The organism is Sphingomonas bacterium (genome assembly GCF_028292945.1).
In the GTDB taxonomy this organism is placed as follows: domain Bacteria; phylum Pseudomonadota; class Alphaproteobacteria; order Sphingomonadales; family Sphingomonadaceae; genus Sphingomonas.
Genome location: NZ_JAQGLJ010000128.1, coordinates 37,935 through 59,700 on the forward strand (window position 1 = coordinate 37,935; position 21,766 = coordinate 59,700).

Here is a 21,766-nt window from a genome sequence, read left to right on the forward strand (position 1 = left end):
TCAGGCGCGACGTCCGCGGAACGTATTCGCCAGCGCCAGCGCCGCGACGCCCAGAAAGGCGGCGCTGGTCCAGGGGCGCGCCTTGGCGAAACTGGTCGCCTTCTGTGTGACCGGCGCATCGCCCGAGAAATGCTCGCGGAAATCGTCGGCCAGGCCGGTCTTGGCGGTGTCGGTCTTGGGGGTGGACGTATGCATGGTGGCTTCGGTCATCATGTTCTCCATCGGGCGCGATCATGCGCCCAGCGGGCGGCTCAACGTCCAAAGGCCGCGAGAGTGCCCTCAGCCGGCCGTCGGCCGTCGCCGCGCTTCGCGTTCCTGCCACTTGGCGCGGATCGAGTCGCTGGTCGCGCGAGCCGTCGTGGCTCCAGCCGGGCGGACGCCACAGATAGTCGAGCTTGTGCCGCCACGGTGCCGCCCGAACATTGCGCGCGATCCCGACCCGTTCGGGGAACGCGGCCCAGGCCAGCGAAAAACTGCCGACATCCTTGACGAGGCCATAGCGCGGGCGGTCGTCGTCTCGCTCGGCGACGAAGGTGCCGAACAACCGGTCCCAGACGATGAACACGCCCGCCGACAGCGCGCCCGCGATCGTGCTGCCGAGCCCCAGCGTCAGGCTGGTAAGCGTATCGCGCGGGCAATAACGCTGCCGATCCCGTTGGCGGGCACCAGCATCTCGGCCAGCATCAGCAGGACGAAGAACGGGACCGCGAGATCGACGGGGCGCGGCAGGTCAGGCGTGGCGAAGTTCTTCGACCGCGTCCCCCTCCGCGAGTGCTGCCAGCCGCCGCAGGTCCAGCGCGTCGACGCCCTTCAACGTCACCGCGCCCAAGCGCCGCTCGCCGGTTTCGATCACCGTGCCCTCGGGCGAGGCGCGGACAGCCGACCAGCGCACCTCGCGCACGGCGGGCCTTGTGCCGTGCAGCTTGATCGCGGCGAGCCTGCCGTCCTGGCCCACCGCCAGCGCACCCGCGCCGTCCGCGCCGACCACGAGGTCGATAACTGCGAAGCCCGCGAGCGCGGTCTCGGTGGCGGCGGCGACCTCTTCCGGGCCGCCGATCCTCGCATCGCGCCCCAGCCGCAGCAGCCGCGCGGTGCCCACCAGCGCCAGGATGGCGACGAGAGCCCCACCGAGCAGCAGGAGGCTCATCGCGCGCGCGCCACCGCGTCGAGCGAGGGCCGGAGACTGGACAGATCGTATCCGGCCGCTCTGGCCTGGCCGACCAGCAGGTCGCGATCGCGCCCGGCCTGCGCGGCGGCGAGCGCCCACAGGTTGCACGAGCGCGTTCCCGAACGGCAATAGGCGAGCACCGGGCCGTCGGCGGCGACGACCGCCGCCGCCATGGCGTCAAGCTGCGGCTGCGCGAAGCCGGCCTGCGTCACGGGCACTTCGGCATAGGCCAGTCCTGCGGCCTCGGCGGCGGCGCGGACTGCGTTGCCCGACGGCTGGCCGGGCTCCTCGTCATCGGGCCGGTTGTTGACGATCGCGACATAGCCCGCGGCGGCGATGGCAGGCACGTCCTCAGGCGCGATCTGCGGCGCGACGGCGAAGCGGTCGTTGAGCGGGCGGATGGAGAGCATGGCCTTCTATACCCGATCCTCACCGGCACGGGGAGGGGGACCGTGGCCGCGAAGCGGGCATGGTGGAGGGGCGTCGCCTCAGCAGTGCCGCTTGCGGCCAAGCCCCTCCACCACCCGGCTGCGCCGGGCGGTCCCCCTCCCCCTTGCGGGGGAGGATCAGCCAGCCGCCCGGATCACCTGAAGGAACGCATCGCCATAGGCGTCGAGCTTGCGGGCGCCGATGCCGGACAGCATCGCCAGTTCGGCGCGCGAGCCGGGGCGTCGCGCGGCCATCTCTCGGAGCGTCGAATCGTGGAAGATGACATAGGGCGGCACGCCGGCGTCTTGCGCCAGCTCGCGACGACGCCCCCGCAATGCCTCGAACAGCGGATCGTCGGCCGGATTCGCGACCGCCGCCCCGCCACCCCGCGCGCGCCGTTCGCGCCGGACCTGAGGCACGACCGACAGCCGGTCCTCACCTTTCAGCAGGCCGCGCGCGCCCGGCCCGAACTCCAAGCCGCCATGCTCGTTCGCCCGCAGCGCATCGCGCAGCAGCAGCGCGCGGCCCACCGGCTTGAGCAGCGCCGTCTCGTCCCCGTCGACGATGCTCCAGACGGACAGTTTCTCGTGCCCGTTCATCAGGCTGCGCTCGGACGATTTCCCGGTCAGCACCTGCTCGATATAGGTGACGCCGAACATCTGGCCGGTGCGGAACACGGCCGACAGGAATTTGCGCGCCAGCTCGGTCGCATCGACCGCGCCCGTCGACCCGAGGCAATTGTCGCAATTGCCGCAGTCCTGCGCGAGGTCCTCGCCGAAATGGTTGAGCAGGATGCGCCGGCGGCACCCGCCGGTCTCGACGAGCGCCGACAAGGAGGTGAGCCGCGCCTGCTCGCCCGCCTGACGCGCGGCTTCCACCTCGCCGATGCGCTGGCGCGCGCGGACGAAGTCCTCCGCGCCCCAGAACAGATGCGCGACCGACGGGTCGCCGTCACGACCCGCGCGGCCGGTCTCCTGGTAATAGGCCTCGATCGACTTGGGCAGGCCGGCATGGACGACGAAGCGCACGTCCGGCTTGTCGATTCCCATCCCGAACGCGATCGTGGCGCAGATCACCATGTCTTCGGAGCGAACGAAGTCCGCCTGATTGCGCGCGCGCACCCCGGCGTCGAGGCCGGCATGATAGGCGCGCGTCGGACGGCCCGTGGCGGCGAGCGACGCCGCCATCTTCTCCGTGCCCGCGCGGCTCTGGCAATAGACAATGCCCGGCCCCGGCGTGGCGCGGACGATGTCGGCAACCTGGCGCGGCGTGCTGGTCTTGGGCGTGACGTGGTAGCGGATATTGGGCCGGTCGAACCCGGAGACGATCAGCCCGTCGGCGGGGATGCCCAGCTGTTGCAGGATGTCATGGCGGGTATGCTCGTCCGCGGTCGCGGTGAGCGCAAGGCGCGGTACATCGGGGTAGCTGTCGAGCAGCGGGCGCAGCAGGCGATAGTCGGGGCGGAAATCATGCCCCCACTCGCTGACGCAATGCGCTTCGTCGATCGCGAACAGGCTGATGCGGGCTTCGCTCAGCAGCGCGCGGAAGTGACCCTGCGACGCGCGTTCGGGGGCGATGTAGAGCAGGTCCAGTTGGCCGGCCCGAAACCGTGCGAGCGTCTCGGCGCGGTTCTCGTCGGCCGACGTCAGCGTGCCGGCGCGGATGCCGACGGCGGTGGCGGCGCGCAGCTGGTCGTGCATCAGCGCGATCAGCGGCGACACGACGACGCAGGTGCCCTCCAGCATCACGGCGGGCAGCTGATAGCAGAGCGACTTGCCGGCGCCGGTCGGCATCACCGCGAGCGTGCGGTCGCCGGCGAGCACACGCGCGACGACATCGGCCTGGACGCCGCGAAAGGCAGGGAAACCGAACACGCGCTGAAGATGGGGAAGGGGGTTCACGCGCGGCCTATATCGGCGGGATGCGCCGCCATGCTAGGGTCGCGGCATGGATGTGACCGACAATCACGGCGAGCGCCGCTTCGAGCTGCCGACCGATGCCGGTCCGGCGATCGCCGCCTATGAGATCGACGGCGACACGATCACCTTCACCCATACGGTCGTGCCGGACGAGGCCGAAGGTCAGGGCGTCGGCGGGCGGTTGATCGCCGGCGCATTGGCGGATGCACGGGCGCGGGGGCTGAAGGTCGTGCCCGCCTGCTCGTTCGTTGCCGCGTACCTGAAGCGTCACCCGGAGGTGGCGACGCTCGCCTGAACCGAGGCTTGAGGTGTCTGCGTTGCGACGCGGACGGGCAGGCCGTCGATCGATCGGTTGCGCCCCTGCATCTTCGTGAGGAGTTCGTCCGGCGAGCGCTGCGCGTGATATTTGACCAGCGTCGGGCGTTCGCGCGCGAGCGTCATCTCCGGCACGCCCCAGCCGCAACTGGTCTGCGTCTGGTCGATGCGCATGACGAAGATCTGGCGCGTGCCGGGCAGCAGCTCGAAATGCGCGGCGAGGTCCGCCCACTCGCCGTCCTGCGGCAGCACGGCGCGCGCATTCCCATACAGGCGGAAGATCAACGCCGGTCGGTCGAATGCGCAGAACATTACCGTAATGCGGCCCTCATCGGCGAGCAGATGAGCATTGGTCTCGTTGCCCGACCCCATCAGGTCGAGCCAGGCGACGGTGGCGTCGTCGAGCACGCGAAAGCTGTCGAGCCCCTTGGGGCTGAGGTTTATGCGTGCACCGGGTGCGGCAGTGGCGACGAAGAATACCGGCTGCCGCGCGATGAAAGCGCGGTGATCAGGGGTGAGGCGGTCGAAGAACTCCATGTGCGGGAGTGTCGGACGGGTCCGGAACGGATGCAAGTGGCGTTGGCCGTGGCTTCCGTCATCTACGCTGCTGCCATGCAGGAGCCGCGCATCATTCCGGTCGAATTGCCGGAGGAGCTAGCTGCTGAAGCCTAGGCGCAGGGGCTTGAGCTCGCACGCGCCTGCCGGGATGGTCTCTGGCACATGATGCGCAAACTGCGGCGAAACAGGGATTGGGCAGAAGAGCATCGCGAGGAGATGCTCGCGTGGAATGGATGGGTAGAGCAACACGGGCTACCGCTGGAGCGGTATCGGCTCTTCTGACGCCGTTACGTTCTAGTGATGCGGAGACTGGCTGGGGAAATCAGAGACGGCCGCTTGCCCGGTGCGCCCATCCGAATGGCATAGCCCTGCTCCACAAGGTACGCCGCCTCTTCAAGACTGTGCACAAATGTCGAGTTCTCGACGTGGTGCCGGCGTTCTGGGATACGCCGATCGACCAATTCGAACCCGCGCTCGCTGCAGACAGGCTGCTCATTTAGCCCGTCACGCGGTCTCAACCGCTCGATCCTGACAGCGATACCTACAGCGCCGTCCCGCCCACCGTCAGCCCATCTACCAGCAACGTCGGCTGCCCCACTCCGGCGGGCACACTCTGCCCGCCCTTGCCGCAGACGCCGATGCCTTCGTCCAGTGCCCAGTCGTCGCCGATGCCGGTGACGCGCGTCAGCACGGTCGGGCCGTCGCCGATCAGCGTCGCGCCCTTGATCGGGGCGCCCAGCTTGCCGTTCTCGATCAGGAACGCTTCCGTGCAGCTGAACACGAATTTGCCCGAGACGATGTCGACCTGCCCGCCGCCGAAGCTCTTGGCGAAGATGCCCTTCTTCACCCGTGACAGCAGCTCGGCGGGGTTGTCGCGGCCCGCCTTCATGAAGGTGTTGGTCATGCGCGGCATGGGGGCATGCGCGAAGCTCTCCCGCCGGCCGTTGCCGGTGGGTGCCACCCCCATCAGGCGCGCGTTGAGGCGGTCCTGCATATAGCCCTTGAGGATGCCGTCCTCGATCAGCACCGTCTCGCCGGTCGGTGTGCCCTCGTCGTCGATCGACAAGGAGCCGCGCCGGTCGACCAGCGTGCCGTCGTCGACCACGGTCACGCCGGGTGCCGCGACGCGCTCGCCGATACGGCCCGAAAAGGCGCTGGTGCCCTTGCGGTTGAAGTCGCCCTCCAGCCCATGACCGATCGCCTCGTGCAGCAGCACACCCGGCCAGCCCGGCCCGAGCAGCACCGTCATCTCGCCCGCAGGCGCGTCGATCGACTCGAGATTGACGAGCGCCTGCGCCAGCGCCTCGTCGATCGCCCGGTTCCAGGTCTCCGGCTCGAACAGCTGCGCGTAGAGATAGCGGCCGCCGATGCCATAGCTGCCGGTTTCACGGCGGCCGTTGCGCTCGACGACGATCTGGACGTTGAGCCGCACCAGCGGGCGCACGTCGGTGGCGACGAAGCCGTCGGGGCGGACGATCTCGACCACCGACCAGCTGCCCGACAAGCCGACCGAAACCTGCGCCACCTGCGGATCACGGGCACGCGCGGCGGCGTCGATCGTCTGGCATAGGTTCACCTTGTCGGCGAACGGGATCAGATCGAGCGGGTCGGTGTCGGTATAAAGATGCCGGTTGGTCTTCGCGGGGGCGGCAGCCTTGGGAGCGACCGACGGGTCGATCAGGCTCATCGTTTCCGCCGCGCGCTTGATCGCCGCCTCCGACAGCTCGTTGGCGTGCGCAAATGCAGTCATCTCACCCGACACCGCGCGCAGGCCGAACCCGGCGGAGGTGTCATAGCTCGCGGTCTTGAGCCGCCCGTCATCGAACCCGAACGCCTCCGCGCGGCGATATTGGAGGTACAGCTCGCCATCGTCCGCACGGCCGAGCGCGTCGGCGGTCAGCCGCTGTGCGGCCTCGGGCGAGAGCGTGTCGCGATAAAGGAACGAGCGGGGATCCTGATAGGCCATGGGAGGACAGATAGGTGCCCGCGCGCCTCGCGCCAATCGTTTCGCGAACCGCCGCTGGGTGGTAGCAGCCGATCATGCGCCGTTATCTCGCCCGCTTGCTGAACCAGGTGCAGTCGCTGGACCTGTGGCCGCTGGGCGTGCGCCGCGCATTGCTGCGGGGGATCGGCGCGGAGGTCACGAGTGACGCCATGGTGCAGGCCGGGGTAGATGTGGTCGCGGGCCCGCTGCGATTGGGAACCGGATGCTTCGTCAATCGCGGGTGCCTGTTGGAGGCGACGGGCGGGATCACGATCGGCACGCGGGCCCATCTCGCCTACGGCGTCAAGCTGCTCACCTCGACGCACGAGATCGGCTTGCCGGGGTGTCGCGCGGGACGGTGGGCGGCACGGCCCGTCACGGTCGGCGACGGTGCCTGGCTGGGTGCGGGAACGATCGTGCTGCCGGGCGTGACGATCGGTGCGGGCGGGGTCGTGGCGGCAGGCAGCGTCGTCACCGCGGATACCGAGCCGAACGCGCTCTATGCCGGCGTACCGGCGGTGAAGAAGAAGCCGCTGCCGTCGGCGTAAGGCCTAGTATTTCGGGCTGCCGCCCTCGGCGATATCGGGCAGCGCCGACTGGTCGGCACCATCGGCCGGTCCGTCGATCAGCACGAAGCGACGGTCGCAATAGCCGCAATCGACATAGCCGTGATCGTCGATCTGCAGCCACACGCGCGGATGTCCCAGCGCCGCGCCGCCGGGAATGTCCGCAGCCCCGTCGCAGGCGACGCGGCGCTGGGTGACGCGGGTGAGCTCGAGTGGGGGGGTCATGGCTGTCACGTAGCAAGGAGCATTGTGGAGAGGCAAGCCGCGCCCTAACGCTCCGGGCATGACATCAGCCGCCATCAGCATCGCGGGCCTCGGCAAGACCTATGCGCCGGTCGGATCGTCGCCGCCCAAGCGGGCGCTCGACGCCATCACGCTGGATGTGCCGCAGGGATCGATCTTCGGACTGCTTGGTCCCAACGGTGCGGGCAAGTCGACGTTGATCAACATCCTCGCCGGGCTGGTCAACAAGACGCAGGGGACCGCGTCGATCTGGGGCTTCGACATCGACGCGCATCCGCGCAACGCGAAGGCGTCGATCGGCATCGTCAATCAAGAGATCATGTTCGATCCCTTCTTCACGCCAATCGAGACGCTGGACATACAGGCCGGGCTGTACGGGGTGCCCAAGGCCGAACGCCGGTCGATGGAACTGCTGCGCGCGGTTCATCTGGAGGACAAGGCCACCGCCTATGCCCGCACGCTGTCCGGCGGCATGAAGCGGCGGCTGATGGTGGCCAAGGCGATGGTCCACAGCCCCCCCGTGCTGGTGCTGGACGAGCCGACCGCCGGCGTCGACATCGAGCTGCGCCAGCAGCTGTGGGCCTATGTCCGCGAGCTGAACGCCAGCGGCGTCACCGTGGTGCTGACCACGCACTACCTGGAAGAAGCCGAGCAGCTGTGCGACCGCATCGCGATCATCAATCACGGCCGGCTGATCGCCAACGAGCCCACCCGCGAGCTGGTCGCGCGCGCGCAGGAAAAGGTGGTGGCGGTGACGGTCGATCGCGATCTGGACGCGGCGCCGAGCGCATCGTGCTTCGAGAAGATAGTGCTGCGCGGTTCGCGCGTGCTGGAGATCACCTACGACAAGGGCCGCGTGAACGCGGGCGAGGTGCTGGCGGCGGTACAGCGCGACGGCCTCGGCATCGTCGATGTGTCGACGCGTGAGGCCGATCTGGAGGACGTGTTCCTCAGCCTGACGCGGGCGGCTAATTAGGCCTACCGACGCCGGTAGCGGACCTCGAACTCCTCGTCGGACATGATCAGGTAGCGGATCATGTCGATGAACGCCCACGGGCCGCTGATCAGCATGCCGACGATCGTGCAGGTCAGCACCAGCATCGCGATACCGGACCCGGTGCGGCCGAGATAGAAGCGATGCACGCCGAAGATGCCGATGAAGAACGCCAGCAGCGCCGCCACGAGCTTGTTGCGATCGTTGGCCGGACGAGTCGGGGTGACGGGGGTGGCGAGTGCCGGCGGGGTTGCGCCGGGAACGGGGTAGATCGACAGCGCACGGTTCTCCTGCGGCTCGAAATCGACCTGCAGCCCCTTGGCCGGTTCGCCGCGATCGGCCCAGTCGGTGGGCGTGAAGCGATAGCGCACGCCGTCCTCGCCAGTCAGCAGGCCCTCGCCCGTCCTGACGTCGACACCCAGAATTTGCCCGCGCATGCCATGCCTCCCGCAGGTCTGAGATACGACCAGCGACGCCGGTGATGCAAGTGCGTAACACACTTGCACCCGCCGGCGCTTGTCGAAGCGTCCCGGACGCTGGATAGGGTCGGACGGCTGCCGACGTTGCGGGGGCGAATGGAGAAGGCGTGGCCGAGCACAGCGACAGCGACATCCTGATCGTCGGCTCGGGCGCGGCGGGGCTGACAGCGGCCCTGACGCTGGCCGAGCGGTTCCGCGTCACCGTGCTCGCCAAGGGCGCGCTGGACGAAGGGGCGACGGCATGGGCGCAAGGTGGGGTCGCGGCGGTGCTGGAGCCGGGCGATACCTTCGAGAACCATGTCGAGGACACGATGGTCGCGGGCGCGGGGCTGAACGACCGGGCGATCGTCGAGTTCGTCGTCTCGCAGGCCCCCGCCGCAATCGCTCGGCTGCGCGAGCTGGGTGTGCCGTTCGCCGAAGAGGCGGGCGCCCTGCACCTGACGCGCGAAGGCGGGCATTCGCATCGCCGTATCGTCCACGTCGCCGATGCTACCGGTTGGGCGGTGCAGGAGGCGCTGCTGCGCGCGGCGCGGGCCAACCCCAACATCACGCTGGTGCCCGATCAGGTCGCGATCGACCTCGCCACGTCGCGCCACGAGGAGCGGTATTCGGGCGCGGGCAATGTCTGGGGCGTGTATGCGGTCGACCGGGTCAGCGGCGGGGTGCAACTCCACACGGCGCGCGCGACGATCCTGGCGACCGGGGGCGCGGGGCGGACCTATCTCTTCTCGACCGCGCCACGTGGTGCAACCGGCGACGGTATCGCGATGGCCTGGCGCGCGGGCGCGCGTGTGTCGAACATGGAATTCATGCAGTTCCACCCGACCTGCCTGTACAATCTCGAGGTCAAGAACTTCCTCATCACCGAGGCGGTGCGCGGCGAGGGCGGGCAGCTGAAGCATCCGCTGACCGGCCGCCGCTTCATGCCGGATTACGACGCTCGGGCCGAGCTGGCGCCGCGCGACGTCGTGGCGCGCGCCATCGACGCCGAGATCAAGCGCGACGGGCTCGACTATGTCCACCTCGACATCAGCCACCTGCCGCCCGAGTTCGTGCGCGAGCATTTTCCCAACATCCACGAGAAGCTGCTCGGGCTGGGCATCGACCTGACGCGCGAGCCGATCCCGGTCGTGCCGGCGCAGCATTATACCTGCGGCGGGATCATGGTCGATCGTGACGGACGCACCGATCTGCCCGGCCTGTACGCGGCGGGCGAGTGCACGCAGTCCGGGCTGCACGGCGCCAATCGCCTCGCGTCCAACTCGCTGCTGGAATGCTTCGTGTTCGGCGAAGCGTGCGCGGACGACATCGCGCGCCGCTGGGATACGCTCCCGCCGGTGCCCGCGATCCGCGCGTGGGACGAAAGCCGCGTCACCGACTCCGACGAGGAAGTCGTCATCAAGCAGAACTGGACGGAAATCCGCCGCTTCATGTGGAATTACGTCGGTATCGTCCGCACCACCAAGCGGCTCGCGCGAGCGCAGACGCGGATCCGGCTGTTGCAGGAGGAGGTGGCGGACCATTACGGCCATTTCCGGGTCACCCCCGACCTCATCGAGCTGCGCAACCTGCTCCAGATCGCCGACCTGATCGTGCGCTCGGCGCTGCACCGGCACGAGAGCCGGGGCCTCCACTACACGCTCGACCATCCCGATCTGGCACCCGAGGCGGTCGACACGGTGCTGGTGCCCTAAGAAGGGCGCGGCGCTGCCGTTGTCCGCACGGGCATTGCGTAACTTCGATAATCGCCTTTGTTCTGCCAGACTTAGCGCCCACCTGGACGACAATGCCGCCGAGTCGCCGCTTTGCCGCACTTCATCGCGCGTCCGGCGGCACTCGTCGCAATGCGGTGGCCGGCGTGCTTGTGCGTTTGGCGTGGCTGCTATCCATCAAAACTTCGAGCGTGGACGGGTAAGTGACGATGGATTGGTACGGGGCGATCGCTGGGCTGCTGACGGTAGCGATGGCCGGATGCGGCTCGCCCGAGCGGCCTGGCTATACCGCGCGTGCGGCGATGTTGACACCACCGGTGATCGTCTCGGTTCCGGTGCCGATCGCGCAGCCCCGTGCCGCCCGCCCCGCGCCGGTCTCGCTGGTGGAGGTGCTGGTCCGGCTGCAGCGCGGCTTTGCGGGCAGGGCGGGCGTCGCCGTGAGCGCGGTCGACGAGGGCTGGACCGCCGAAGCCGGTGGCCGCCAGTACCTGCCGCAGCAGTCGGTATCGAAACTATGGGTGGCGCTGACCGTGCTGAACCTGCGCGATCAGGGACGGTTGCGACTCGATGATCCGGTGACGGTCACCGCCGACGACCTGACGGTGTTCAACCAGCCGATCGCGGCGCTTGCGCGGAAGCCCGGCGGGTTCCAGACCAGCGTCGGCGATCTGCTGACGCGCGCGCTGACCAGGAGCGACAACACCGCCAACGACAAGCTGATGTGGCTGGCCGGCGGCCCGGTCGCCGTTCGCGCCACCATCGAGGCAAAGCAACTCGGCGCGATCCGCTTCGGTCCCGGCGAGCGGCTGTTGCAGGCGCAGACCGCAGGCCTGACCTGGCAATCCGCGTTTTCGCGGGGCAATTCGTTCGAGATCGCGCGCTCGCGGCTGGCTCCCGAGCAGCGGCGCCGCGCCCTGGACGCCTATGTCGCCAGTCCGCCCGACGGCGCGCAGCCGATCGCGATCGCCGACGCGCTCGCCCGCCTCGCCCGCGGCGAGCTGTTGTCGGAGACCTCGACCCACGTGGCGCTGACCACCATGGGCCAGACGATCACCGGGCGTTCACGACTGAGGGCGGCGATTCCCGCCGGCTGGCAGATCGCGCACAAGACGGGGACCGGGCAGGATCTGGCCGGGCGCAATGCCGGCTTCAACGATGTCGGCCTGCTGACCGCGCCCGACGGCCGTCGCTATGCCATCGCGGTGATGATCGGCGAGACCACCCGCCCGGTGCGCGAGCGCCAGCAGCTGATCCAGTCGGTGGCGGCGGCGGTGGCGAACTACGCCAGCATGACCGGCGGTGGGTGATGGCGTACTAGCCAAGCTGGCAGGCGCGCGTCTGCTGGGCTAAGCCCTGCCCATGCCGCATCTCTACCTCGTCGATGGCTCGGGCTATATCTTCCGGGCCTATCACCGCCTGCCGCCGCTGACGAACAAGCATGGCGAGCCGGTGGGCGCGGTGTACGGTTACACGACCATGTTGTGGAAGCTGGCGGACGAGGTTCACGCCGCGGACGGTCCGACGCACATGGCGGTCATCTTCGACAAGTCGTCGCACACGTTCCGCAACGAGATGTATGCCGAGTACAAGGCGCACCGGCCGCCGCCGCCCGAGGACCTGGTCCCGCAGTTCCCGATGATCCGCGACGCCACCCGCGCCTTTTCGATGCCGTGCATCGAGGAGGAGGGGCTGGAGGCGGACGACCTGATCGCGTCTTATGCCAAGGCGGCGCTGGCGCAGGGCTGGGCGGTGACGATCGTGTCGTCGGACAAGGATCTGATGCAGCTGATCGAGCCGGGACTGGACCTGTACGACACGATGAACAACCGCCGGCTGAACGCCGAGCATGTCGTCGAGAAGTTCGGGGTCGAGCCGGCCAAGCTGGGCGAGGTGCTGGCGCTGATGGGCGACAGCGTCGACAACGTGCCGGGCGTGCCGGGGGTCGGGCCGAAGACGGCGGCCAAGCTGATCCAGGATTACGGCGACGTCGAGGGCGTGCTCGCCGCCGCCGCCGCGCCGGGGTTCAAGAAGGGCAGGTTGCAGGAGAATCTGGTCGCGCATGGCGATGCGGCGCGGATGAGCCGCGAACTTGTGAAGCTGAAATGCGACGTGCCGCTGGAACATCCGCTCGACGAGCTGGAGCTGAAGGGCATTCCCGCCGCCCCGCTGCGCGCATTCCTGGAACATCACGGATTTCGCACCTTACTGTCGAAGCTGGAGCAGGTCGCCGATGCACCGGTGGCGACGCCGGACTCGGTGCCGCAGCAGGACGACCCGCCGTGCGATCACGACGGCTACGAAACGGTGCTCGACCTCGACACGCTCGACCGCTGGATCGCCGACGCGCGTGCGCAGGGGTTCGTGGCGATGGACACGGAGACGAGCGGGACGGACGCGACGACCTGCGAGCTGATCGGCGTCAGCCTCGCGCTTGCTCCCAACCGCGCCTGCTATGTGCCGCTCAAGCATGGCGGCACCGATCTGCTCGCCGAGAACCCGGTGCAGATCGACTGCGAGCTGTGCCTGGAGAAGCTGAAGGCGCTGTTCGAAGACCCGAGCGTGCTCAAGATCGGGCACAACATCAAATTCGACATGATCGTGCTGGGGCAACGCGGCATCGTGGTCGCGCCACATGACGACACGATCGTGATGAGCTTCGATCTCGACGCCGGGCTGCACGGGCACGGGATGGATGAGCTCGCGGCCACGCACCTGTCGCACTCGTGCATCGCGTACAAGGACGTGGTCGGCGTCGGCAAATCGCAGCGCGGCTTTGCCGAGATCGATCTGAAGGCCGCCACGCGCTATGCCGCCGAGGACGCCGATGTGACGATGCGGCTGTGGCGGCGTTTCCGCGCGCGCCTGCCCGCAGAGGGGGCGACGCGCGTCTACGAGATGGTCGATCGGCCGCTGGTGCCGGTGGTCGCGCGCATGGAGCGGCACGGCATCAAGGTCGATCGCGCGCGGCTCGCCGGCCTGTCGGCGGAGTTTGCCGGCCAGATTGCGACCGCCGAGGCGGAGGTCCATGCGCTCGCCGGCGTCGCCTTCACAATCGGCAGCCCCAAGCAGCTGGGCGACATCCTGTTCGAGCGGATGGGGCTGAAGGGCGGGCGCAAGGGCAAGTCGGGGGTCTATTCCACCGACGTTACCGAACTGGAGCGGCTCGCGCGCGAAAAGGGCGAAGGGTCCGAGATCGTGCGCAAGGTGCTCGACTGGCGACAGCTGACCAAGCTCAAGAACACTTATACCGACGCGCTGCAGCAGGAGATCAACCCGGCGACGGGGCGCGTCCACACCAGCTACTCGCTGACTGGCGCGCAGACCGGACGGCTGTCGTCGACCGAACCCAATCTGCAGAACATCCCGATCCGCACCGAGGTCGGCCGCCAGATTCGCGACGCGTTCGTCGCCGAGCCGGGCAACGTGATCCTGGCGGCCGATTATTCACAGATCGAGCTGCGGCTGGCGGCGCACATGGCCGACGTGCCCGCGCTGCGCGATGCGTTCGCGAACGGCGACGACATCCACTCGCTGACCGCGACCGAACTGTTCGGCGAGGTGAACAGGGATACGCGCGCGCGCGCGAAGACGATCAACTTCGCGATCCTGTATGGCATTTCGCGCTGGGGGCTGGCGGGGCGGCTGGAGGTCAGCGCCGACGAGGCGCAGGCGATGATCGACCGTTATTTCGAGCGTTTCCCCGGCATCAACCGCTACATGGCCGAAACGCTGGAGCAGGTGCGCGAGCGCGGCTACACGACGACGCTGTTCGGCCGGAAGACGTGGTTCTCGCGGATCAAGTCAAAGGTCCAGCACGAGCGCCAGGGCGCCGAGCGCGCCGCGATCAACGCGCCGATCCAGGGCACCAGCGCCGACATCATCAAACGCGCAATGGTGCGCATGGAGCCGGCGCTGGCGGACGCCGGGCTGGGCCATGTCCGGATGCTGCTGCAGGTCCATGACGAACTGGTGTTCGAGTTGCCGGAGGGCGATGTCGCGTCCGCGTCGCCGGTGATCGAGCGAGTGATGGCGACGGCGGCGGAGCCGGCGGTAAAGCTGACCGTGCCGCTTGGTATCGAGATCGGCACCGGGATCAGCTGGGGGTCGGCGCACTAGTGTCGCGGTCTTTACTCCTCGTCACCCTGAACTTGTTTCAGGCCCCACGCGCATCGCCTCGGTCGCGCGTGGATGCTGAAACGAGTTCAGCATGACGACGGAGACGCCCCCCTCCGACATCGACCAGATCGCCAAGGGCGGCCGGACCAACATTGCCGGGTTCATCCTGCGCCTGGCCGCCCGGATCCCGTTCCTGTTCATCGCCGGGCGCTATTACGGGCCGGAACTTGTCGGCCGGTTCGCGTTGGCGGTCGTGGTCGTCGAGCTGGCGGCGCTGATCGCGACGCTGGGCCTCAAGCGCGGACTGGCGCAGGCGTTGAGCGAAGCGAACCGGCCCCACGCCTGCATCGTGTGGGACGCTATGGCGGTGGCATTCGTCGCGTCGCTCGTCGCCAGCGGGTTCCTGTCGCTGGTTCCGGCGCTCATGTATCCGAACACCCCCATCGGCGGGCTGGATCGCTGGCTGCCGATCATCATCCTTGCGATCGCCTGGTCGGACATCAGCCTGGCGGCGCTTGCCTATCGGCTCAACGTCAAGGCGGCCGTGACCGCGCGCGCGATCGTGGAGCCCTGGACGATCTCGATTGCGGCATGGGCGTTCTCGTTCTGGACGATCCGCGACGGGCTGGTTCTGTCCTATGTGGCGTCGATGGTCGCGGCGCTGGTGGCGAGCCTGGTGCCCTTCCTGCGCAGCTATGGCTTGCCGAGCGGTTGGTCGCCGCGCCTGCGCGACCTGTGGCGGCTGGCGCGGATCAACGTGCCGCTGGCGGGCGCGGACGCGCTGGAATGGGGGACCCGCAATGTCGATCGGCTCATCCTGGGCCGATTCTTCCCCCCGGAAATCGTCGGCATCTATTTCATGGCGCAGCAGGTCGCGTCGATTCCGCAGCGGCTGAAGACCAGCTTCGATCCGATCCTGGGGCCGGTCATCACGCGCAGCCTCGCGGCCAAGGATTACACGGCCATCGCGGTGCAGGTGCGCCAGGTCGCGTTCTGGATCATGGCGGCGCAGACGGGGCTGCTGCTGATGGGCGCAATACCCGGCGAGGCCGTGATGGGCGTGGTCGGGCCGCAGTTCGTCGCGGGCAGCATCGCGCTGGCATTCCTGCTCGCGGCGGAGGTTCTGGCCTCGACCGGCGCAGTCAGTGAGACGGCGCTGGTCTATACCGCTCGGCATCGCAACCTGATGATCGGTGCGACGATGCTCGCCTTTCAGATCGCGCTCAGCCTCGTGCTGATCCTTGCAATGCGCGCGCTCGGTTGGTCGTTGCAGTGGCAGGCGGCGGGGCCGGCGATCGCGCTGGCCATCAGTCTGGGCCTGACCTCGATCGTCAAGGCGCGCCTGCTGCGCAGCATTCTTGGGCAGTCGATATCACCCTGGCGGTGGCCGCTACTGTGGGCGGTGGCGGCCGGCGTCGTAGTGGGTTCGCTGTTCACCGCCTTGCCACCGCGACTGGAATGGGCCGAACTGCTGATCGGCGAGCCGGCGATCGCAGCCGCCTATCTGTTCGTGCTGTGGCGTTGGGCCACGACCCCTGCCGACCGCGCGTTGTTCGGCAAGATGCCGACAGCGGAGGAGGCGACGCTTCCGCATGGAGGAGCGAGGACGAGCTGAGCGCGTAGCTGACTCGCCGACGGCAAAGCCGCCGTCGTCACGTCGACCGGGTCGGCTTCGCCGCCCGCCGGCCAGCCACAGTGTTGCGCTCCGCGCACCGGCCCACAGTCTTGCGCTCCGCGCACCGGCGCGGTCGTCGCCGCGCCTACACTAGTGGCGGAAGTGCCTGATCCCCGTGAATATCATCGCCAGTCCCCCTGCGTCCGCCGCCGCGATCACCTCGTCGTCGCGGATCGAGCCGCCGGGCTGGATCACGGCCGTCGCGCCCGCCTCGACCGCTGCCATCAGGCCATCGGCGAAGGGGAAGAAGGCGTCGGACGCCACTGCCGAGCCGATCGTGCGCGGTTCGGGCCAGCCCGCCTTGTCGGCGGCGTCGCGCGCTTTCCATGCGGCGATGCGTGCTGACTCGAGTCGGTTCATCTGCCCCGCGCCCACTCCCGCCGTTGCGCCGTCCTTGGCGTAAACGATGGCGTTAGACTTGACATGCTTGGCGACGGTCCAGGCAAAGCGGCAGTCGGCGAGTTCCTGTGCGGTCGGCTGACGCTTCGTGACCACCGTGAGGTCGCCTAGCGCGCCATTGTCGCGGCCTTGCACCAGCCAGCCGCCGGCGATCGACTTAACCGCCAGCCCGCCGCGCGCGGGATCGGGCAGATCGCCGGTGAGCAGCAGCCGCAGATTCCTCTTGCCCGCGAACACCGCCAGCGCGGCCGCGTCGGCGCCGGGCGCGATCACGACCTCGGTGAAGATTGCCGTAATGGCCTGCGCCGTGCGCTCGTCGATTGGGCGGTTGAGGGCGATGATGCCGCCGAACGCCGATACGGTATCGCACGCGAACGCCTGATCGTACGCCGCCGCCAGCGTCTCGGCGGTGGCGACGCCGCACGGGTTGGCGTGCTTGACGATCACGGCGGTCGGCGCGGCGTCGCGGAACTCGGCGATCAGCTCCAGCGCGGCATCGGCGTCGTTGAGGTTGTTGTAGCTCAGCTCCTTGCCCTGCACCTGCCGTGCCTGGCCGATGCCGCGCGCCGCCGGACCCCGATGCGCATAGAAGGCGGCGTGCTGGTGCGGGTTCTCGCCATAGCGCAGCACCTGCGGCGCCTCGAGGATCAGCGGCAGCGTCTGCGGAAAGCGCTGGCCCTGATCCGCGAACGCGAACCAGCTGGCGATCATCGCATCGTAAGTCGCGGTCAGCGCGAACGCCTTGGCCGCCAGCCGGCGGCGCAGCTCCATGCCGGTGCCGCCATCCGCGTCGACCGCCGCGAGCAGTTCCGCATAGTCGGCGGGGTCGGTGAGCACCGCGACATGCGCGTGGTTCTTGGCCGCCGAGCGCACCATCGCCGGGCCGCCGATGTCGATGTTCTCGACCACCTCGTCGCGCCCCGCGCCGGCTGCTACTGTCGCCTCGAACGGGTAGAGGTTGATCACCAGCAGATCGATCCCGCCGATGCCATGCGCGGCCATCGCGGCGGCATGCGCGGGGTTGTCGCGCACCGCGAGCAGCCCACCATGGACCGCCGGGTGCAGCGTCTTGACGCGGCCGTCCATCATCTCGGGAAAGCCGGTCAGATCACTGACATCGCAAACCGGCAGGCCTGCGTCGCGCAACGCAGCGGCGGTGCCGCCGGTCGACACCAGCTCGACGCCGCGTTCGTCGAGCGCGCGCGCGAAATCGACGATGCCCGCCTTGTCGGACACCGACAGCAACGCGCGCCTGATCGCCACCACCGTCATATTCTTGCCTCCATTAGATCGCGCGTTTGAACGTCCAGCTGGCGCTGGCACCGCCCGCCGGGGCCTCGCCCGTCATCACCAGCTGCTGTGTCGGCACCGGGCGGCCGGTATCGTCGATCCACAGGCTCGGCTCGATCGCCAGCGCGCCGCCCCGGCAGCGGAACTGCCACAGGGAACCGCTTGGCAGGCGCAGCAGCGCGGCCTGACCATCGGCGGTGGGCGACGCCTGCACGCCCCGACCCAGATGAAAGCGGATCGCGAACGCCGCGCCTGCGCGACGCTGGCGGCCCCTTAGACTGTTGGGCGGCAGCAGCGCATCCTCGCCACGCAGCTCGCGCCCGTCGCCGGTCAGCACCAGCTGGCGGCGGTGGAGCAGCCCCCAGCGCCGCACATAGCCGTCATGGCTCGCCTCCAGCCGACTAGCGGCGTCGCTCTCCTGCCGACTCAATTCCACCTCGGCGACCCCCCGGCCCAGGGTGCCGTCGGGCTGGATCGCGGTGGAATTGGAGTTGGCCAACGTCAGCGTGGAATGCGCCGCCGTGGTACGCAAGCCGTTGGCGAACGCCGACGGCAGGCTGGCGGTGGCGGCGCGCGCCCCGCCGCAGTTCACCACCAACCGCGCTGGCCCGTCCGACAGCTCGAATGCAAGCGTGGAGGCGCAGCCGCCCTCCACCTGTCGGCCGACCGGCGGCGGGGCGGCATCGACGATCAGCACCGCAGCGCCGGCGGAGAGCCGCTGATAGCCCCAATCGCGCGACTGGCGCAGCGGCCGGGTACGGATGCCGGTCGCCGCCACCACCGCCGCGACCTCATCCGCCGAGGCGGGGCCACCGCCCTGCCAGCTGCCCAGACCGCGATCGGCGTGACACACACCGAGCAGCGCGGGCACCGCGCGCGCGAGCGCGGTGGCGGCGGCGACCGGCAGCTCCAGCCGCCTGGCCGCGTAGGTCTCGCGCAGCATCGCCAGCAGCGCGATCGTATCGAGCAGCTGTGCCGGCGATCGCGACACCGCGCCGCCGTCCTCGAACAGCCCGGTCGCCAACGCGCGTGCCAGTCCCGCCTCGCCGAACGCGCGGCGTGGGTCGCCGCCGGGGATCAGCAACCCCGCCGCGACGACACCGCACCAGCCCGCGACCCGCCTTGTCCCCGGCGGCGCCTTGTCCGCACCGCGCTCCAGGTGGCGTGCCCCGCGCGCGAGCGTGTTGAGCACCGCCGAGCGATAGACCAGGTCGGTCGATCCCAGGATCAGCGGCGCGTGCGAGGTCCAGAACAGCAGGCGGCGGCCCCACAGATCGGGCGCCCAGGCGAGCGCGTCGACCTTGTCCGCATAGGCCGCCAGCCAGCGCGCGGTCAGCGCCTCCGCGATCGGCGCGCCCTCCGCGCGCGTCGCCACCGTCGACAGGTCGCGCAGCCAGGCGAAGCTGTGGACGTGCGCGGCGAACGGTCGCCCCCAATCGCGGCGCGCGAAGTCGAGATCGGGCAGGTCGTGACTCTCGCCGCGAAAACTGACGCGCCCGTCGAGCAGCGCCTGCCCGCGCCCGATGTCGCCGACGATGGGGTCGTCGGGTACGGCGATCAGCTTGAGCGGATAGCGCCCCCGCAGCCGCAGGCTGTGCAGCGGCGTGCGCCAGGTGAGCTTGTGAAAGGTCTCGGACAGCCGCTCGGACAGGCTCAGCCCGGTGTCACCCCCCAGGCGGACCAGCCGCTTGCCCTCCTCGACGCTGTCCGGCGCGGCGTCGAGCTCCTCGCCCCTCACCCGCCTCTCAGCGCAGCGATGTTCGCCGCATAGCTGTCGGGACCGCCCCTGAAGACCGCCGTTCCCGCAACGAGCGCGTCGGCACCCGCCTCGATGCAACGCCGCGCGCTGTCCGCGTCGATGCCACCATCGACCTCCAGGTCGATGGCGCGGCCGCTCGCGTCGATCATCTTGCGGATCGCCGCGATCTTCTTGAGCTGGCCGTCGATGAAATGCTGACCGCCGAAGCCGGGGTTGACGCTCATCACCAGCACCAGATCAACGGTGTCGAGCAGGTAATCGAGCATCTTGGCGGGGGTGCCCGGATTGAGCACCACGCCCGCGCGCTTGCCCAGCGCCTTGATCCTTTGGAGAGAGCGGTGGATGTGCGGGCCGGCCTCGGGATGGACGGTGATGGTATCCGCGCCGGCGTCGGCGAAGGCATCGAGATACGCATCGATAGGCGAGATCATCAGGTGGACGTCGAACGGCTTGGTTGTGTGCGGGCGCAGTGCTTTCACGATCGAAGGCCCGAACGAGATGTTGGGCACGAAATGCCCGTCCATGATGTCGAGGTGCATCCAGTCCGCGCCGGCGGCGTCGAGCGCGCGGACCTCCTCGCCCAGCCGCGCGAAATCAGCCGACAGGATGGAGGGCGCGATGCGGACCGGGTGCGGCATGACGACGGCTCTAACGACCCCCGTGCCCGGCGTCACCCCGCCCGACGAAACCGCGCGGCGAAGAAGCCGTCGCAGCCACCCTGCGCTTCCAGTGTCCCCGGCACGGTGCGTACCCAGCCGCGCCCGGTCGCCTCGACCGGCAGTTCGCCGGGTGCGGGCGCAACGAGCGTGTAGGTCGGGTGATCGGCGAGGAAGCGCTCCGCCTGATGCTCGCCTTCCGCCGGCTCCAGCGAACAGGTGGCGTAGACCAGCGTTCCGCCCGGCCTGACCCACGCCGCCGCGCGCGCGAGCAGCCGCGCCTGGATGCTGACCAGTTCGTCAAGCAGCTCCGGCCGGAACCGGTGCAGCACATCGGGGTGGCGGCGGAAGATGCCGGACGCGCTGCACGGCGAATCGAGCAGGACCGCGTCGTACGGCGCGGGCGGCGACCATTCCAAGGCGTCTGCACGCACCACCTCGGCGATCAGCCGCGTCCGCGTCAGATTGTCGCGAAGTCGCGCAAGACGACTTTGCGATTGATCGAGTGCGGTCACCTGCCAGCCTGCGGCGGCGAGCTGGCAGGTCTTGCCACCCGGCGCGGCGCACAGGTCCAGCACGGTACCGCTCCCGGTGCCGAGCAGTCGCGCGGGCAACGAGGCGGCGAGATCCTGCACCCACCAGCCGCCTTCGGCATAGCCGGGCAGTTCCGGGACCGCGGTGGCGTCGTCGAGCCGCACATGTCTCGGGGCCAGCGTCCGCCCGTCCAGCCGCTCGCTCCATTCGTCGTCGCGCAACGACAGGTCGAGCGGCGGCGGCGCGGCGAGAGCGCGGGCAGCAGCCTGCGCTGCTTCCTCGCCCCACGCCGTCGACCAGCGGGCGGCGGTGTCACCCGGCAGTGTCGGGATGTCGGGCAACTTTTCGCCCGCGCGGACCACCGAACCGAACACGCCATGCACCAGCTTGCGCGGGCCGCCATCAACCAGCGGCAGCACCGTGGCGATCGCGGCGTGCGGCGGCGTGTTGAGCCGAAGCACCTGCACCAGCGCCACACGCAGCGCGAATCGCGCCTTGGCGTCATCGGGCAGGCGCTGGCGCGTCTGCGCGTCGATCAGCGCGTCGAGATCGGGCAGCCAGCGCAACGCCTCTGCGGCGATCGCATGCGCCAGCCCGCGATCGGGACCATGCACCGCGCGGGTTGCGCCGGGCAGCGCGGCTTCCAGCGACTCCCCGCGACGCAACACCGCGTCGAGCACGCGCAGCGCGGCGCGGCGCGAGGCGGTGCCCAGCGGGTCGCCGGAGGCGGTTGGGAAGCGGGTCTGGTTATATGTCATGCCACGCCCACATGGGGCGAGATGCCGCCGGAGGAAACCGTCATGGGTCAGCGACCCGATCATGTGAAGCCACCTGAGTACCTGACTCCGGACAAGCCAGTGCCCGAACCGGCGCCGGCGCTGCCGCGCGAAGACCCCGAGGGGCGCGACCCGACACGCTATGGGGATTGGGAGCTGAAGGGCGTCGCCGTCGATTTCTAACATTCCCGACG

Annotated in this window: 20 protein-coding genes and 1 pseudogene; 9 read left to right on the top strand and 12 right to left on the bottom strand. The window is 69.2% G+C overall.

Going from position 1 to position 21,766, the window contains the following annotated elements:
• From JWN21_RS13625 to recQ, 4 genes are all read right to left on the bottom strand, one after another.
• On the bottom strand, positions 1-210 hold the full coding sequence (locus tag JWN21_RS13625; RefSeq protein ID WP_299651292.1) for a hypothetical protein: 210 nt from the start codon (positions 208-210) through the stop codon (positions 1-3).
• 520 nt (positions 211-730) lie between these two features.
• Positions 731-1,147, bottom strand: coding sequence for a hypothetical protein (locus tag JWN21_RS13635; RefSeq protein ID WP_299651295.1), 417 nt, complete (start codon positions 1,145-1,147; stop codon positions 731-733).
• Positions 1,144-1,578, bottom strand: a complete 435-nt coding sequence (locus tag JWN21_RS13640; protein WP_299651300.1) for a TIGR01244 family sulfur transferase — start codon at positions 1,576-1,578, stop codon at positions 1,144-1,146. The genes JWN21_RS13635 and JWN21_RS13640 overlap by 4 nt, the downstream gene beginning before the upstream one ends.
• Before the next feature lie 156 nt (positions 1,579-1,734).
• Positions 1,735-3,498 (bottom strand): DNA helicase RecQ, encoded by a 1,764-nt coding sequence (gene recQ, locus JWN21_RS13645; RefSeq protein ID WP_299651303.1) that lies wholly within the window; start codon positions 3,496-3,498, stop codon positions 1,735-1,737.
• Between the two features lie 46 nt (positions 3,499-3,544).
• On the opposite strand from recQ, the gene JWN21_RS13650 reads away from it, so the two are divergent.
• On the top strand, positions 3,545-3,811 hold the full coding sequence (locus JWN21_RS13650) for a GNAT family N-acetyltransferase (RefSeq protein ID WP_299651306.1): 267 nt from the start codon (positions 3,545-3,547) through the stop codon (positions 3,809-3,811).
• Here the strand turns inward: JWN21_RS13650 and JWN21_RS13655 are convergent.
• The gene (locus JWN21_RS13655) at positions 3,784-4,368 is read right to left on the bottom strand and encodes a pyridoxamine 5'-phosphate oxidase family protein (RefSeq protein WP_299651309.1); all 585 of its coding nucleotides are present in this window, start codon (positions 4,366-4,368) and stop codon (positions 3,784-3,786) included. The two genes, JWN21_RS13650 and JWN21_RS13655, sit on opposite strands and share 28 nt — an antisense overlap.
• A 153-nt stretch (positions 4,369-4,521) precedes the next feature.
• Between JWN21_RS13655 and JWN21_RS13660 the strand changes: the two are divergent.
• A pseudogene (locus JWN21_RS13660) lies at positions 4,522-4,671 on the top strand (type II toxin-antitoxin system CcdA family antitoxin); the annotation flags it as partial.
• Between the two features lie 259 nt (positions 4,672-4,930).
• On the opposite strand, the gene tldD reads toward JWN21_RS13660, so the two are convergent.
• A complete protein-coding gene (gene tldD, locus JWN21_RS13665; RefSeq protein ID WP_299651312.1) occupies positions 4,931-6,355 on the bottom strand; it encodes a metalloprotease TldD in 1,425 nt (474 codons plus the stop codon).
• Positions 6,356-6,429: 74 nt separating this feature from the next.
• Between tldD and JWN21_RS13670 the strand changes: the two genes are divergently transcribed.
• Positions 6,430-6,921, top strand: coding sequence for a DapH/DapD/GlmU-related protein (locus JWN21_RS13670; RefSeq protein ID WP_299651315.1), 492 nt, complete (start codon positions 6,430-6,432; stop codon positions 6,919-6,921).
• Between the two features lie 3 nt (positions 6,922-6,924).
• On the opposite strand, the gene JWN21_RS13675 is transcribed toward JWN21_RS13670, so the two are convergent.
• Positions 6,925-7,164 carry a zinc-finger domain-containing protein gene (locus tag JWN21_RS13675; protein WP_299651318.1) on the bottom strand — a complete coding sequence of 80 codons (240 nt, stop codon included), beginning with the start codon at positions 7,162-7,164 and terminating at the stop codon, positions 6,925-6,927.
• A gap of 58 nt (positions 7,165-7,222) precedes the next feature.
• Between JWN21_RS13675 and JWN21_RS13680 the strand changes: the two genes are divergently transcribed.
• Positions 7,223-8,158 carry an ABC transporter ATP-binding protein gene (locus JWN21_RS13680; protein WP_299651321.1) on the top strand — a complete coding sequence of 312 codons (936 nt, stop codon included), beginning with the start codon at positions 7,223-7,225 and terminating at the stop codon, positions 8,156-8,158.
• A 2-nt stretch (positions 8,159-8,160) separates the two neighbouring features.
• Here JWN21_RS13680 and JWN21_RS13685 read toward each other — a convergent pair whose 3' ends face one another.
• Complete coding sequence (locus tag JWN21_RS13685; protein WP_299651324.1) at positions 8,161-8,613, bottom strand: TM2 domain-containing protein; 453 nt, start codon at positions 8,611-8,613, stop codon at positions 8,161-8,163.
• 149 nt (positions 8,614-8,762) lie between these two features.
• On the opposite strand from JWN21_RS13685, the gene nadB reads away from it, so the two are divergent.
• The 4 genes from nadB to JWN21_RS13705 all read left to right on the top strand — a co-directional run bounded on the left by nadB (position 8,763) and on the right by JWN21_RS13705 (position 16,098).
• Positions 8,763-10,349, top strand: a complete 1,587-nt coding sequence (nadB, locus tag JWN21_RS13690) for an L-aspartate oxidase (RefSeq protein ID WP_299651327.1) — start codon at positions 8,763-8,765, stop codon at positions 10,347-10,349.
• Positions 10,350-10,576: 227 nt separating this feature from the next.
• On the top strand, positions 10,577-11,674 hold the full coding sequence (locus tag JWN21_RS13695; RefSeq protein ID WP_299651377.1) for a serine hydrolase: 1,098 nt from the start codon (positions 10,577-10,579) through the stop codon (positions 11,672-11,674).
• A 52-nt stretch (positions 11,675-11,726) separates the two neighbouring features.
• The gene (polA, locus tag JWN21_RS13700; RefSeq protein WP_299651329.1) at positions 11,727-14,483 is read left to right on the top strand and encodes a DNA polymerase I; all 2,757 of its coding nucleotides are present in this window, start codon (positions 11,727-11,729) and stop codon (positions 14,481-14,483) included.
• Between the two features lie 91 nt (positions 14,484-14,574).
• Positions 14,575-16,098: an oligosaccharide flippase family protein gene (locus tag JWN21_RS13705; protein WP_299651331.1), complete on the top strand. Its 1,524-nt coding sequence runs from the start codon at positions 14,575-14,577 to the stop codon at positions 16,096-16,098.
• A 150-nt stretch (positions 16,099-16,248) separates the two neighbouring features.
• Here the strand turns inward: JWN21_RS13705 and purH are convergent, their stop codons facing one another.
• Genes purH through JWN21_RS13725 form a run of 4 tightly spaced genes read right to left on the bottom strand, consistent with a single transcriptional unit; the run spans position 16,249 to position 21,554 of the window.
• Entirely contained in the window at positions 16,249-17,829 is a 1,581-nt protein-coding gene (purH, locus tag JWN21_RS13710) for a bifunctional phosphoribosylaminoimidazolecarboxamide formyltransferase/IMP cyclohydrolase (protein WP_299651334.1), read from the bottom strand.
• A 13-nt stretch (positions 17,830-17,842) separates the two neighbouring features.
• Positions 17,843-19,585 (bottom strand): heparinase II/III family protein, encoded by a 1,743-nt coding sequence (locus tag JWN21_RS13715; protein ID WP_299651337.1) that lies wholly within the window; start codon positions 19,583-19,585, stop codon positions 17,843-17,845.
• Positions 19,582-20,244 carry a ribulose-phosphate 3-epimerase gene (rpe, locus tag JWN21_RS13720; RefSeq protein ID WP_299651340.1) on the bottom strand — a complete coding sequence of 221 codons (663 nt, stop codon included), beginning with the start codon at positions 20,242-20,244 and terminating at the stop codon, positions 19,582-19,584. Before rpe ends, JWN21_RS13715 begins: the two co-directional genes overlap by 4 nt.
• A gap of 32 nt (positions 20,245-20,276) precedes the next feature.
• A complete protein-coding gene (locus tag JWN21_RS13725) occupies positions 20,277-21,554 on the bottom strand; it encodes a transcription antitermination factor NusB (protein WP_299651342.1) in 1,278 nt (425 codons plus the stop codon).
• Between the two features lie 42 nt (positions 21,555-21,596).
• On the opposite strand from JWN21_RS13725, the gene JWN21_RS13730 reads away from it, so the two are divergent.
• On the top strand, positions 21,597-21,755 hold the full coding sequence (locus JWN21_RS13730; RefSeq protein WP_299651345.1) for a DUF1674 domain-containing protein: 159 nt from the start codon (positions 21,597-21,599) through the stop codon (positions 21,753-21,755).
• Positions 21,756-21,766: the final 11 nt, after the last annotated feature.